Below are 12,398 nucleotides of genomic sequence, written 5' to 3' on the forward strand. Positions count from 1 at the left end.
CGCGGGACGCTCCGCTACGACAAGCCGCCCATGTCGCTCGAAGACCTTGTCGACCGGCTCGCTGAGCGCGGAATGGTGATCGTCGACCGCGACCGTGCGGTCCGCTACCTGCGCCACATCGGGTACTACCGCCTCTCGCCCTACACGATCCCCTTCCAGAAGAGCCGCCCGGATCACCTGCTTCGCGAAGGCACGTCGTTCGACGATGTACTCGACCTCTACGTCTTCGACCGCGCGCTGCGGCTGCTCGTGATGGATGCGCTGGAGCGGGTGGAAGTAGCAGTGCGCGCAGCCCTCACAGACCATATGTCCACGACTTACGACGACCCGTTCTGGTACACCAGCCCGCAGCACTTCCACGATCAGCGAAAGCACACCGGCCTGCTGAGGATCGTCAGGGATGCATCGGAGAGCCGCCTCCGAGCTGTCGCCGAGCCTGCGGACGCCTCTGGACCGAGGCCAGAGAGCGACGACAGCGTCGCCGCGACAGCCGTGATCCACCGATCCGCGCTCGAGCACTACCTGACCACGTACGGAAGCCCGGAGCTGCCGCCGTCATGGCTCATGGTCGAGACGCTGTCCATCGGCCAGCTGGCCAGTGCCTACCGGAACCTCAAGCGACGCGCCGATCAGACCGCAGTCGCAGAGAGGCTCGGCCTCACAACCCCGGTGCTGGAGTCCTGGTTGCAGACCTACGTCCGCGTTCGGAACATCTGCGCGCATCATGGTCGGCTCTGGAATGTCGGCCTCGGCGTGTACCCGGTGATCCCGACGTCACGCTCCATTCTCTGGCTGAGCTCGCCGGACGCGTTGCCCGACCGATCGCTCAAGCGGCTCTACCCCGCGCTCGTCTCCTTGCAGTCGATCCTCGGCATCGTCTCACCGAGAAGCTCCTGGGCTGTGCGACTCCACGAGCTCGTCAGTGCGCGCCCTGCGATGAACCTCGCCGGCATGGGATTCCCTGCAGACTGGGCGCAGGACGAGTTCTGGCGCGCTCACGGCGTGCGAGCCCAGTCCTCAGAGCAACGTCGGATGCCCACAGAGTCATAACGCACGTCCTGCGCTGGCAACGTGGACAGAAGCAGTCCGTCAGTCCCGCCGCAGCCCGTCGATCATGAGCGCGACGACGCCGTCGGCCTCCTGACGCCGCTGGGAGCGGACGGCCGCCACCGCGATGCCATGGAGGGCGAGCATCACCGCGCCCGCGGGGACGTCACCTCGGAGCTGCCCCTGCTCGACGCCGCGGCTCAGCATCTCGGCGACCTCGTCCTCGAGCACCCGCCCCTCGTCGGAGAGTGCCCCGCCCACGGTCTCGGACGCCGCGAAGAGCGTTCGCGCGAGACCGCGCTGGGAGTACATGTGGTCGACCATCTCGCGGAGGAACGCGGCCAGAGCATCGCCCGGCGACAGGGCTGCCACGAGCTGACGCGCGCGGTCGCGCAGTGCTGCGACCTCTCCCTCGAACACGGCGGCCAGCAGCGCGTCGCGGTTCGGGAAGTGACGGTAGAGGGTGCCCGCGCCCACGCCGGCGCGGCGGGCGACGTCCTCGAACGGCACCTCGTCCTGCTCCTCGGAGAAGATCTCGCGGGCGGCGCGCACGATCGCGTCGCGGTTGCGCTGCGCGTCGGCGCGAAGGGGCTTGGCCTGCGTCATGGTCACCTCGGATTGACAAGCGGAGAGAGTCTCCATATCTTGCAAGCGGAGACCGCCTCCAGTCAGACTAGCGCAGCGAGGTCGAATGCGGATACTGATGTTCGGACGCGGGGTCATCGCCTCGGTCACCGGATGGGCCCTCGCCGGCGCAGGGCACGACGTCGAGTTCTACGTCCGCCCGGGACGCGCCGCCTCGTACGGCGACGAGCTCGCCCTCGACATCGTCGACACCCGCCGGCGGCGACGTGATCAGCAGGTGCGGGAGACGTGGTCGCCCCGATACCGCGAGGATCTTCCCGGGGAGCACGGCTTCGACCTCATCGTGGTGAGCCTCCCCCACCACAGCATCCCGGGCGCGGTCGACGTCCTCTCGACGCGCCTGGGCGATGCGACGCTCGTGATGCTGAGCAACATGTGGGACGAACCGCTCGATGCGATCGCCCCGCTGCCGCCTGAGCAGGTGGTCTGGGGAATCCCGCCCGCGGGCGGAGGGTTCGACCAGGACGGACGGCTTCGGGCGACGCTGCTGTCCACCGTCGTCCTCGGACATCTCGGCGCGAGCCGGACGGATCGCGAGCTCGCGGTGCGCGAGGTGTTCAGCCAGGCGGGCTTCCGGGTGCGCGAGCAGCCGGACATCCGCGGCTGGTACTTCCTCCACACCGCCACCGACGCGAGCCTGTACTCCCAGGCGCTGCAGCACGGGACGATGGCCGACCTGATCGGCCGCTCCGCGGCCCTGCGCGAGGCCATGCTGGTCGGCCGCGAGCTGCTCCCGGTCATCGCGGCACGCGGCGTCGATCTGCGCCGCCATCCGTCGTCGACGCTGGCGTTCCGACTGCCGTCGCGGCTCGTCGCGGGGGCCTTCGCCCTGGCGACCTCGAGGATCCCCTTCGTGCGGCGCGCCTTCGAGACACACGACGACCCCGCCGCGGAAGAGCCTCGGGCCGTGTACCGCGACGTCCTCGCCGAAGCGCAGCGCCTCGGCGTGCCCACCCCACGGCTGGCGGCCGCCGCCTCGGGGTTCGTGCGCGGCCCGAGCGCCTGACTCAGCTGTCAGCGCGCCACGCCGCTGCTCGTTCTCGACCTCCGCTGACAGCGCGGGCAGAAGTGGCTCGAACGGCCCATGAACGCCTCGCGGCGCATCACGGTGCCGCAGCGCGGGCAGGGCTCGCCCTCGCGGCCGTAGGCGCTGAGCGAGCGGGCGAAGTAGCCGCTGCGTCCGTCGACGTTGACGTAGAGGGCGTCGAAGCTGGTGCCGCCGACGGCGAGGGCGCGCTCCATCACGGCGCCGGTCTCCCGCAGCAGCTGGAGGGCCTTGCGCTGGCTGAGCGCCTCACCGGGGGTGTCGAAGCGGAGGCGGGCGGCCCACAGCCCCTCGTCGGCGTAGATGTTGCCGATGCCGGAGACGACCCCCTGGTCGAGGATCAGCGACTTGATCGGGGCGCGGCGGGAGCGGATCCTCCGCGCGATCTCCGGCAGGTCGGCCGCCGGGTCCAGGAGGTCGCGGGCGATGCCGCGGGCGTCGGCGGGGAGCAGCGCGTCGGGACTGCCGGCGCCGGCGCTGCGCCCGTCGGCGGACGGTTCGAGCGGGCTCGTCCAGAGGCCTCCGAAGATCCGCTGGTCGAGCATGTCGACGATCGTGCCGTCGTCCAGATGGAGGGTGAGGCGGCGATGCCGGAGGGGATCCGACGCGGGTCCTTCCGAGGGCGCGGCAGCCTGCGCCGGCGCGTCGGCGTCCGCCTGTTCCGTCGTCCGCACGCGCAGCTGCCCGCTCATGCCGAGGTGCCCCATGAGCGCTTCGCCGGTGTCGGCGCCGTCGGCATCGGCAAGGCGCCACCACAGGAACTTCCCGCGGCGGACGACGGCGGTGATGCGCGATCCCTCGACGGCCGCGCGCAGGCGGTCCGTCCCGCCGTGCTGGCGGCGGATGATGCGGGCGTCGGCGACGTCGACGTGCTCGACGATGCGGCCGACGACGTGCGGCTCGAGGCCGCGCCGCACCACCTCGACCTCGGGCAGCTCGGGCACGGGCGGGATCCTCCTGGTCGATGCGTCCGACGGGTCGGACGCGCGGGGTCGCGGGGCGGAGAGTCTCCGCCGAGCGGGGCGGGGAGCCTCAGCCGCGCGGGATGAGGCTCTCGCCGCGCTCGGCGAGGAGAGCGCGGACGGCGTTCTGCGCGGCGGCGAGCTCGGCGTCCTTCTTCGAGGCCCCGTCGCCGGAGGCGGTGACGACGCCCTCGACGCTCGCGGTCGCGGAGAACACCTTGCGGTGCTCGGCGCCGGCCTCGCTGATCTCGTAGCGGACGGTCTGCCCGGTCTCCGCGGCGATCTCCTGCAGGCGCGACTTGAAGTCGTAGCTGGTCTCGAGGAACTCGTCGGAGTCCAGCAGCGGCGCCATCAGCTCGAGCACGAAGCGGCGCGACACGTCCTGGCCGAGGGCCAGGTGCACCGAGCCGATGACGGCCTCGGTGGTGTCCGCGAGGATCGAGACCTTGTGGCGTCCGCCCGTGAGGTCCTCGCCGCGGCCGAGCTTCACATAGGCCCCGAGGTCGAGCCGGGAGGCGATCACGGCGAGCGCGCGGGAGCTGACGGTGCCTGCCCGTCGGCGTGCGAGGTCGCCCTCCGGGAGCGTCGGATGCGTCGTGTAGAGCCGCTCGGTGATGGCCAGCTGCAGGACCGCGTCGCCGAGGAACTCGAGGCGCTCGTTGTGCGGGAGGCCATCGTGCTCGTAGGCGTAGGAGCGGTGCGTGAGCGCCAGGTCCAGCAGTCCCGAGTCCAGGAGGTCCTCCTGCTGGGCGGCGTCGAGCGGGAGGAGGTCCAGCAGCGTGCGGGGGTCGGCGGCCTCCGCCGCCTTGCGCCGGCGCGCCATCAGCGGTCGCCCTCCGCGCGCTCCTCGGCGGTGTCCTCGCGGGAGGTGTCGGTGCCCGCCTCGGTGCCGAAGAGACCCTGGAGCGCGGCGAAGCGGTCGTCGATCACGTCGTGGCGGTGGTCGGGGTCGTCCTCCATGCGGAAGCCGCACTGCGGGCACAGGCCGGGGCAGTCGGGGCGGCACAGGGGCCGCTCGTCGGACTCGACGGCGAGGGCGTCGTGGACGATCGGGGCGAGGTCGACGTCGTCGCCGTCGAGCATCGCGGTGTCCTCGCGCTCGTCGGCCTTGACCTTCTCGGGGTACATGAAGAGCTCGCCGATGCGCACGTCGAGGTCCTGCTCGACGGCGTCGAGGCAGCGCGAGCACTCGCCCTCGAGGTGGGCGCGGAGGATGCCGTGGGCGTAGATGCCCTCGACGACCGATTCGAGCTCGAGATCGAGGTCGAGCTCCTCGCCCTCGGGGACCTGCATGGCCGGGCCCAGCGCGTCGTAGGCGGGGGCGGGGATCGTGCGCTCGACGTGCCGGTGGGTGCCGGTGCGGCCGACGAGGTCGACGGCGTCGAAGCGCAGCGCTGTGCCGAAGGGGGTGTCGGAGACCGTGGACATCGTGGAGTGTTCCTGTTCGTCGGAAGGGGTGAGCGCGGGGCCGCGGGGGCGGGGACCGCTCAGGATACGTCGGGTGCCGCCGCCTGCTCCGCCAGGAGCGCGAGCGACGCCGCGGGAAGCATGTCGGACACGTCCCCGCCGAGCGCGCGGACCTCGCGCACGAGGCTCGAGGAGATGTGGGAGAAGGAGGCGTCGGTCAGGAGGAAGAGGGTGTCGACGCCGGCGAGGTGCTGGTTCATCCGCGCCATCGGCTCCTCGTAGGCGAGGTCGAGCTGGGAGCGCAGTCCGCGGACGACGGCGCGGGCCCCGACCTCGCGGCAGAAGTCGACGAGCAGGCCCTTCGGCAGCGCGCGCACCTGGATCTGCGCGCTCAGCCCCGCCTTGGCGGTCGCCCGGACGATCGCCTCCTGCCGCGCCTCGAGACCGAGGAGGCCGACCTTGGAGGGGTTGTGGGAGACCGCGATGATCACGGTGTCGGCGAGCGCCGCGGCCCGACGGGCGAGGTCGAGATGGCCGAGGGTGAAGGGATCGAACGAGCCGGGCAGGACGACGGTGCTCATGCCGTCACTGTAGTGCGGCGATCCGGCGCCCGCGCGCTCCGCGGGGCGGGCTGTGACGCGCGTCGGCCCGGCGGGCCCGGCCGGGGACGCAGGCGCCCGCGCGGCCGTCAAGAGAGGTCGACCTCGACGTGGTGGACGCCGGCGTCGTCGATCCTCACGATCGTGACGGTCCCGGTGACGCCGGCCAGGTCACCCGTGCCGGAACCCGGGGCGATGGCGTAGGTCAGATCGGGCTCGCCGTCGGCCATGGCGCCGAACTGCTGGAGCACGAGGGTGCCGCGCCGCCCGTCGATCTCGACGTCGAGGTGCTCCATCGCCACGTACCCGGCGCTGCCGGTCGCCGGATCGCCGGCGGTCAGCATCGTCCCGGCGCTCGTCCCCACGATGCCCCCGGTCCAGGTCTTGGCCAGCAGGAAGCGGGCGGTCCCGGCCTGGACGGACTCGGCGGGCGTCATGGAGACGGTGAAGGCGGCGGTGATGGTCACAGGGGCTCCTCGATCGGATCAGCGAGGCTCGCGCGAGGCCGAGCCCGATAGTCGCGGGACAGTATCGCGCAGGTCCTTGCGCCCCGGCTCCGAGGTCAGGTCCGGGGCCGGGGCGGACGGCGCGATGCTCCGGTGCCGCCGCGGGGGCGGCGTCCCCGCGGCGACGCTGCGGGCGTGGAAGCGGATCGCCGCGAAGTCCGACGCCGGCCGGCGGACGAGGAAGACCGCGGCGGCTTCGTCGGAGAGCTCGCCGACCCCGGAGGGATCGCCGGCCTTCGAACCGGCGTCCCCGGGCGAGTCCTCGACGAGCGAGCTGTCGATGAGCCATCCGATGAACCGTCGCGGGCCCGGGTGCGGGAGGTCCGCCGTCGGGTGCAGGCCCTCGCCTCGGCGCGCGAGCAGCGCCTCGGTGCTGTCGGCGGGGATCGGCGGCAGGGGAACCGCCCGGTACTCCTCGTCCTGGGCGGAGGGGTCCACGGCGTTCGCCGTGCCGGGCCCGCAGAGCATCCCGATGGGGACGTACCGGTCGCCGAGGGCGCGGGCGAGCACATGGCCCATGGCGGGGCCGCCGTGGTTGTCCTCGTTGCGGGCGACGTGCTCGTTGTGCGCCCACAGCACGGTGAGCCCGCGGGCGGGAAGCTGCTCGATGAGGTGCTGGGCCATGGAGGTGTCGCGGCGAGGGAGGTTCGCCAGTCCGGGCGCCGAGAGGTAGGCGTCGACGTACCGCAGGAGATGACGGGCGTGTCCGGCGGAGTCCTCGTCCCCGGCGGCGGTCGCGACCTCCTCGAGGCGCGCGCACTCCTGCTCGAGGCGGGCGACGGCCTCCCCCTGCGGCAGCCTGCGCTCGGCGAGGTCGGCGAGGAGGGCCGTGCCGTGTCCGGCGTCGAGGAGGGCCCGGGCGGCGAGGTGCGGCTTCTGCACGTCGACGCCGACCATGCGGACTCGCCGTTCGGGCGCGACGGGGCGGTTGTGCGCGCGCAGGCGGTGGATGCCCTCGCGGATCTCCGGCACGTTCCACAGGGACAGGCCCTGGGCCCAGGCATCGTCGAGCGCGGCGCGATCGGCCGACGGATCCTCTCCCTCCATAGCGTCGGCCCGCAGAGCACGGTCGACGAGGAGGCCGACGGCGCGGGAGTCCTCGATGGCGAATGTCGAGAGGACTCCTCGCTCGGCGAGCGCGAGGATCACGTCCATCTTCCAGGTGAAGGCGTTGCCGCTGCCGTGGGTGGGCTCCCCGAGAGCGAGGACGCCGTCGGGCGGGAGCATGGCGAGCAGGGCCTCGATCTCCGATTCCGACGCGGTCGCGGCGATCGCCTCGATCGCGAGGTGCGGCCGCGCGCCGTCGTCGGTGCGGCGCTCGCTCGCGACGACGGTGAAGCCGGCGTCCTCGAGCAGGCGGGTCATGCCATCGACGGACCAGGTGACAGCGGCGATGACCTGATGCTCGAAGGCCTCGCCGTCGGGCCCGTCGAAGAGGCCGAGCAGGAGTCGGCCACCGCGGCGGAGAGTGCGCCGGATCGCGCGGAGGGCGTCCGGCACCGCGGCGGGCTCGAGGTGGATCAGCGAGTACCAGGCGAGCACTCCCCCGTGGCTGAAGTCCGGGACGCCCGGGTTCTCGATGGACCCGGCGGCGAAGGGGACGCCCGGGTGGGTCCGACGGGCGATGGTGAGGAACTCGGGCGTCGGATCGACGCCGAGCACGTCGTGACCGCGGTCGGCGAGGTGCGCGGTCCAGCGGCCGGGGCCGCAGCCGAGGTCGAGTATCGGACCATCGACCGCCTTCGCCCAGGCGGTGACGCGCTGGATGTCGGCCCCGGCGGCCCCGGCGATATCGCCCAGCAGCGCGTGGTACTCCTCCGCACGGCGACCGTAGGCCTCGACCACCTTCCCGTGCTCGGAGAGGTCGGTCGGAGCGAGCGACGTCGGAGGGGGCGGAAGCATCGGGGGCGTCGGCGAGCTCACCCGACGACCCTATCGAGCACCCCTCTCCACCGGCGCAGCGCCCGGAATGCGACGCCGACCACCCGATGCGACGCCCGAGAGCAGCATCACGCCTGCCGTGCCGGACGCTCCTCACCTGCCGCGTCGCCGCGTCTTGACCGCCGCCCGGGACGCAGGGCCCACCCCCGTCGGGTGACCCGTAGGTAATTTAAAGCCAAACATTCGATGAAGCCCTGAGGAGCGCCCATGTCGGCGTCGGCCGATCCATCCCACGCCACTCGCCCATCAGGCCATGCTCTGCCCAGCCGGCGCTCGCTGCTGCGCACCGCCGCCTGGGCCGCCCCCGTCGCGACGATCGCGGTCGCCGCGCCGGCGATCGCGGCGAGCCCGTCGGAACCGACGGATCCGGTCCTCGAGCCTCAGGGCAGCTCGGGCTGGCAGGGCACCGGCAACGTCGACTTCCGCGCCCAACTTCTGGCGATGGTCATCACGGTGCGACTCGGCGAGGACGCCGAGGACATCCCCGTCGGGTCCGTGCGCTTCACGGTCCATGTCTCACCGGACGACGTCGTCTCGGAGTACGGGGCGCAGGACGTCGGCACCGCTGGATACAACTGGGACGTCGCGCTGGACGACGATGCGCACGCCGTCACCTTCAGCAACCGGGAGGTCTGGCCCGCCGGGCGCTGGCACACGCCGACCGGGAACATCACGGTCGTCGTCAGCCCCGGAAGCAGCGGAGACCCCGTGACCGTGCCGACGCTCACGATCGCGTCGGACATCGTCCCCCTCCGCACTCTCTACGACCCGCCGGACCCCGGCTGGACCTTCCGCGGCTGACCCGGCTCGACGGTTCCCCCCGCATGCGGACCGCGCGCAGCGCCGTCCGCAGCCCATCGTGACCAAGACCCCTCTTCCCCTAGTCCGACCCCTCGGATACTTTGTTTTGGTCTCGACGAAACGGATTTAGGAGTCATCGTGCAGTCTGCAGACCCCCGCTCGGACCTCTCCCCCGCACATCGCGTCCCCTCACCCCCGACCCGGCGGTCGCTGCTGCGCACCGCAGCCTGGGCCGCCCCCGTCGCGACGATCGCCGTCGCCGCGCCGGCCATCGCAGCGAGCTCGGATGTCGGGAGCGTGCGGATCTGGACCGGCGGAAGCATCACGGTCGACAGCCAGGACGCCGAGGATGAGTTCTGGTACCTGAACTACAACGTCTGGTACGACGGAGGCGGCACCTCCGGCCCCGACTTCGCCCCCGGCACGATCGTCTTCACGGTCACCGCGCCGGACGGCACGACGATCGAGAACGCGACGACGGCGACCGGGAACACCGCTCTCTCCTGGGACGTCTCCGTGGTCGGCCGGGTCGCCACCTTCTCCAACAAGGTCGCCTTCCCCTGGGACGAATGGACTCCGCGCTCGACGGACCGCTTCAGCCTCGAGGTCCACGCCGACCCCCACGGCTCCTACCCCGAGCCGCCGACGGTCGCGCTCAGCCCGGCGTTCGCGAAGCAGGACGACGGCTGGGTGGCCGCGACCCCCTGACCCGCTCCTGGGCCGCGGGCCGCAGGACGCGTCTCGTGGGCCGCGGCCCGCGGCACACGGCCTGCGACAGCAGTTCCCCCCGCCTCCGCCCCAGGCGGCCCCCTCCGCATGCCGTCGCCCAGCGCCCCTCAGGTCCGCCGGTTGCCGTACTCCGAGGGCACGACTCCCACCACGGCCCGGAAGTCCCGCACGAAGTGCGATTGGTCGAACCAGCCGAGCTCTCCGGCGATGTCCGCTAGCGGCCGATCATCCCCCGCATCGAGGACCGCGACGGCATCCATCACCCGGGAGCGCAGGAGCATCCGCTTGGGCCCGATGCCGACGAAGCGGGCGAACAGGCGCTCGAGCGTCCGCGCGCTCATCCCGGAGCGCTCCTCGAGCGCGGAGACCGAGGCGATGGCCTCGTCCCCGAGCAGCGCCCGGACCTCGCAGAACCCGGCCCATCCGTCGGGCTCGCGGGGCGCGAGGGAGAGCAGACGCCGATCGAGCTCGGGCGCCGCGGCGACGGCCCCGCCTTCCATACGATCAGCCCCATCAGCGCCGACGGACCCGTTGGGGCCCACCCAGTGCGCGAGCGATGCCGTGCGATCGCGCAGCGTCCGCAGATCGGAGGCGCGCCGGTCTCGGCGCCCGGCGGCGTCGAGGAATGCACGGATCCCTCCGACCGCGAGCCTGACGCCGATCACCCCTCCGGACCCGGTGAGCTCCACGTCGAAGCGTCCATGGCTGCTGGGTCCCGTGATCCACGGGCCCGGACCGTCCGCGCCGTCGCGGCGCACCCCGCCGCGCTCCCATGTGAGGTGCACGGTCGGATCGTCCAGGGTCGAGCAGCGCAACGACTCGTCCCCCGCGAAGGACCAGTCCACCGACCAGTAGCGCTCGACGAACGGCGCGAGGTCCGGATGCGGCGCGGCGCTCTCGTACCGCGCCCGCGCGAGCAGCTCCTGCGGTCGCAGGACATGACCGGCCAGGATCGCGGGTGTCGCGTTCGTCCAATCCCGCCGCTGGGCCATGGGTCCAGTCTGACAGGCATGGAACAGGACACAGCTCCCGCATCGACGACCAGGACCGCTCAATCCGACGACGCCGATGGCACCGGCGGGACCCCGCCCGTCGCCCGGCTCGCGATGATCACCCTCGACGCCGAGGAGACCGAACCCGAGGCCCGCTTCTGGCACGGCGTCCTGGGCTGGCCGATCCTCCACCTCGAGGAGAGCTACGCGATGCTCCAGGGTCCCGCCCATGCGCTCGGCATCGGCGCGATCCCCGACCGGGTGCGCCCCTCCTGGCCCGACGACGGACGCAAGCAGTTCCACCTCGATCTCGCGGTCGACGATCTCGAGTCCGCCGCGCGACGCTGCGAGGAGCTCGGCGGCGTGCGAGCCGTTCCGCAGCCGGGCACGACCTGGATCGTCCTGCATTCCCCCGCCGGGCACGCCTTCTGCCTGACCGACGCGAAGAACTGGGGCTGAGCGCGAGGAGAACTCCCTTGCCTTACTTTGTTCGTCAACCTAAGATAGTGCGGGTTACTCACCTCACCTCGCCCTCACCATCCAGGAGTCCGCCATGACGTCGACCGTCGACGCCACCGCATCTCGTCCCGAGCCCGCGCCTGCGCGCCGGGCCCTGCTCGCCGCCGCGGCATGGTCCGCCCCGGTGCTGGTCGTCGCCACCGCCGCGCCGGCGATGGCCGCCAGCCCGACCGACCTGGCCGGCGTGACCGTCTACTCCGGCGGCACCATCGACTCCAACGACGACCAGAGCATCTGGACCCTCGACTGGTCGCTGAACTTCAGCACCGGGGAGTGGCCGAGCACCACCGACATCCCTGCAGGGACCGTGACGGTGACGGTGACCATCCCCGACGGCAACACGATGACGGTGGCGTACTCGACCTTCAAGAACCAGTGGTACCCGTGGACCGTCGACTGGACCGAGGGGCAGAACGTCGCCACCTTCACCAACGCCACGGCGTGGCCGGCGAACACATGGACGATCCAGACCGACGACATCACCGTCGAGGTCCGGTCGACCACGGACGGCGCCCCCGCCGACCCTCCGGTCGCGACGATCACCCCCGACTCCGTGGAGAAGCGCGGTGGCGGCTGGGAAGCCGTCGTCTGACACCGACCGACGCAGCCGACGGCGGGCCGAGCGGGGCTACTCCCCGCTCGGCCCGCCGTACTGCAGGACCGTCTCCCCGTACGCCTTCGTGCCGTCGTCGGCCCAGCCCTCCGGCCAGGTCACCGGGCGCGATCGGCTGGAGCGCTCGATCACCACGAGGGCGTCGTCGGCGAGAGCGGGACGCAGGGTGAGCAGCAGCGCCTCGAGGGTCTCCGTGGAGACGTCATAGGGCGGGTCGAGGAACACCAGGCCAAAGGGCGACGCCGCGCCGGTCGCCGCGGCGAGCTGCCCGGCGACGGTCTCCGCCTTCGCCGAGCGGACCTCGACGGCATCGGCGACGCCGAGCGCGGCCGCGGCCCGGGTGAGGTTCTTCGCCGTCGCGCCGTGCATCTCGACCAGGAGTGCGGAGGTCGCACCGCGGGAGAGCGACTCGAAGGCGAGCGCACCCGTCCCGGCGTAGAGGTCGAGCACGCGCTGCCCGGCGATCGCATCCCAGCCCGCGAGGCGGGAGAACAGGGCCTCGCGGACACGGTCGGAGGTGGGGCGGGTGCCCTTGGCGACGGTCGCGGGGATCGTGCGGCCCCCGAGGGTCCCGGCGATGATGCGGGGCATG

15 protein-coding genes are annotated in these 12,398 nt (G+C 72.3%); 6 read left to right on the forward strand and 9 right to left on the reverse strand.

Annotated elements, in window-relative coordinates; genetic code table 11:
- Window positions 1-30 precede the first annotated feature (30 nt).
- Complete coding sequence (locus tag ACXET9_RS06315; protein WP_457885643.1) at window positions 31-1,050, forward strand: Abi family protein; 1,020 nt, start codon at window positions 31-33, stop codon at window positions 1,048-1,050.
- Between the two features lie 39 nt (window positions 1,051-1,089).
- Here ACXET9_RS06315 and ACXET9_RS06320 read toward each other — a convergent pair whose 3' ends face one another.
- A complete protein-coding gene (locus ACXET9_RS06320; protein ID WP_457885644.1) occupies window positions 1,090-1,653 on the reverse strand; it encodes a TetR/AcrR family transcriptional regulator in 564 nt (187 codons plus the stop codon).
- Between the two features lie 97 nt (window positions 1,654-1,750).
- On the opposite strand from ACXET9_RS06320, the gene ACXET9_RS06325 reads away from it, so the two are divergent.
- Window positions 1,751-2,698: a ketopantoate reductase family protein gene (locus tag ACXET9_RS06325; protein WP_457885645.1), complete on the forward strand. Its 948-nt coding sequence runs from the start codon at window positions 1,751-1,753 to the stop codon at window positions 2,696-2,698.
- An 8-nt stretch (window positions 2,699-2,706) separates the two neighbouring features.
- Here ACXET9_RS06325 and mutM read toward each other — a convergent pair whose 3' ends face one another.
- From mutM to ACXET9_RS06355, 6 genes are all read right to left on the reverse strand, one after another.
- Window positions 2,707-3,681, reverse strand: a complete 975-nt coding sequence (gene mutM / locus ACXET9_RS06330) for a bifunctional DNA-formamidopyrimidine glycosylase/DNA-(apurinic or apyrimidinic site) lyase (RefSeq protein ID WP_457885646.1) — start codon at window positions 3,679-3,681, stop codon at window positions 2,707-2,709.
- 88 nt (window positions 3,682-3,769) lie between these two features.
- Window positions 3,770-4,522, reverse strand: a complete 753-nt coding sequence (gene rnc, locus ACXET9_RS06335) for a ribonuclease III (RefSeq protein ID WP_457885647.1) — start codon at window positions 4,520-4,522, stop codon at window positions 3,770-3,772.
- A complete protein-coding gene (locus tag ACXET9_RS06340; RefSeq protein ID WP_457885648.1) occupies window positions 4,522-5,127 on the reverse strand; it encodes a YceD family protein in 606 nt (201 codons plus the stop codon). The genes rnc and ACXET9_RS06340 overlap by 1 nt, the downstream gene beginning before the upstream one ends.
- 59 nt (window positions 5,128-5,186) lie before the next feature.
- On the reverse strand, window positions 5,187-5,687 hold the full coding sequence (gene coaD / locus ACXET9_RS06345) for a pantetheine-phosphate adenylyltransferase (RefSeq protein ID WP_457885649.1): 501 nt from the start codon (window positions 5,685-5,687) through the stop codon (window positions 5,187-5,189).
- A gap of 107 nt (window positions 5,688-5,794) precedes the next feature.
- Window positions 5,795-6,172 carry a DUF3224 domain-containing protein gene (locus ACXET9_RS06350; protein WP_457885650.1) on the reverse strand — a complete coding sequence of 126 codons (378 nt, stop codon included), beginning with the start codon at window positions 6,170-6,172 and terminating at the stop codon, window positions 5,795-5,797.
- A gap of 18 nt (window positions 6,173-6,190) precedes the next feature.
- The gene (locus ACXET9_RS06355; RefSeq protein ID WP_457885651.1) at window positions 6,191-8,134 is read right to left on the reverse strand and encodes an erythromycin esterase family protein; all 1,944 of its coding nucleotides are present in this window, start codon (window positions 8,132-8,134) and stop codon (window positions 6,191-6,193) included.
- A 225-nt stretch (window positions 8,135-8,359) separates the two neighbouring features.
- Between ACXET9_RS06355 and ACXET9_RS06360 the strand changes: the two genes are divergently transcribed.
- Window positions 8,360-8,953 carry a hypothetical protein gene (locus ACXET9_RS06360; protein WP_457885652.1) on the forward strand — a complete coding sequence of 198 codons (594 nt, stop codon included), beginning with the start codon at window positions 8,360-8,362 and terminating at the stop codon, window positions 8,951-8,953.
- A 138-nt stretch (window positions 8,954-9,091) separates the two neighbouring features.
- Entirely contained in the window at window positions 9,092-9,661 is a 570-nt protein-coding gene (locus ACXET9_RS06365) for a hypothetical protein (RefSeq protein WP_457885653.1), read from the forward strand.
- A 128-nt stretch (window positions 9,662-9,789) separates the two neighbouring features.
- On the opposite strand, the gene ACXET9_RS06370 is transcribed toward ACXET9_RS06365, so the two are convergent.
- Window positions 9,790-10,674: a helix-turn-helix domain-containing protein gene (locus ACXET9_RS06370; RefSeq protein WP_457885654.1), complete on the reverse strand. Its 885-nt coding sequence runs from the start codon at window positions 10,672-10,674 to the stop codon at window positions 9,790-9,792.
- An 18-nt stretch (window positions 10,675-10,692) separates the two neighbouring features.
- Here ACXET9_RS06370 and ACXET9_RS06375 point away from each other — a divergent pair, with 18 nt between their 5' ends.
- On the forward strand, window positions 10,693-11,133 hold the full coding sequence (locus ACXET9_RS06375; RefSeq protein WP_457885655.1) for a VOC family protein: 441 nt from the start codon (window positions 10,693-10,695) through the stop codon (window positions 11,131-11,133).
- Window positions 11,134-11,227: 94 nt separating this feature from the next.
- Window positions 11,228-11,785: a hypothetical protein gene (locus ACXET9_RS06380; protein ID WP_457885656.1), complete on the forward strand. Its 558-nt coding sequence runs from the start codon at window positions 11,228-11,230 to the stop codon at window positions 11,783-11,785.
- Window positions 11,786-11,821: 36 nt separating this feature from the next.
- Here the strand turns inward: ACXET9_RS06380 and rsmD are convergent, their stop codons facing one another.
- Complete coding sequence (gene rsmD / locus ACXET9_RS06385; RefSeq protein WP_457885657.1) at window positions 11,822-12,397, reverse strand: 16S rRNA (guanine(966)-N(2))-methyltransferase RsmD; 576 nt, start codon at window positions 12,395-12,397, stop codon at window positions 11,822-11,824.
- Between the last annotated feature and the right edge of the window lies 1 nt (window position 12,398).

This window comes from Brachybacterium netajii (SeqCode), from assembly GCF_054114245.1.

Excerpts from the sequence above, each read along its gene's own strand:
- rsmD (WP_457885657.1), bottom strand. The coding sequence starts at position 12,397 with ATGCCCCGCATCATCGCCGGGACCCTCGGGGGCCGCACGATCCCCGCG.
- rnc (WP_457885647.1), bottom strand. The coding sequence starts at position 4,522 with ATGGCGCGCCGGCGCAAGGCGGCGGAGGCCGCCGACCCCCGCACGCTG.
- coaD (WP_457885649.1), bottom strand. The coding sequence starts at position 5,687 with ATGAGCACCGTCGTCCTGCCCGGCTCGTTCGATCCCTTCACCCTCGGC.
- ACXET9_RS06360 (WP_457885652.1), top strand. The coding sequence starts at position 8,360 with ATGTCGGCGTCGGCCGATCCATCCCACGCCACTCGCCCATCAGGCCAT.
- ACXET9_RS06320 (WP_457885644.1), bottom strand. The coding sequence starts at position 1,653 with ATGACGCAGGCCAAGCCCCTTCGCGCCGACGCGCAGCGCAACCGCGAC.
- ACXET9_RS06340 (WP_457885648.1), bottom strand. The coding sequence starts at position 5,127 with ATGTCCACGGTCTCCGACACCCCCTTCGGCACAGCGCTGCGCTTCGAC.
- ACXET9_RS06315 (WP_457885643.1), top strand. The coding sequence starts at position 31 with ATGTCGCTCGAAGACCTTGTCGACCGGCTCGCTGAGCGCGGAATGGTG.
- ACXET9_RS06375 (WP_457885655.1), top strand. The coding sequence starts at position 10,693 with ATGGAACAGGACACAGCTCCCGCATCGACGACCAGGACCGCTCAATCC.
- ACXET9_RS06370 (WP_457885654.1), bottom strand. The coding sequence starts at position 10,674 with ATGGCCCAGCGGCGGGATTGGACGAACGCGACACCCGCGATCCTGGCC.
- ACXET9_RS06380 (WP_457885656.1), top strand. The coding sequence starts at position 11,228 with ATGACGTCGACCGTCGACGCCACCGCATCTCGTCCCGAGCCCGCGCCT.
- ACXET9_RS06325 (WP_457885645.1), top strand. The coding sequence starts at position 1,751 with ATGTTCGGACGCGGGGTCATCGCCTCGGTCACCGGATGGGCCCTCGCC.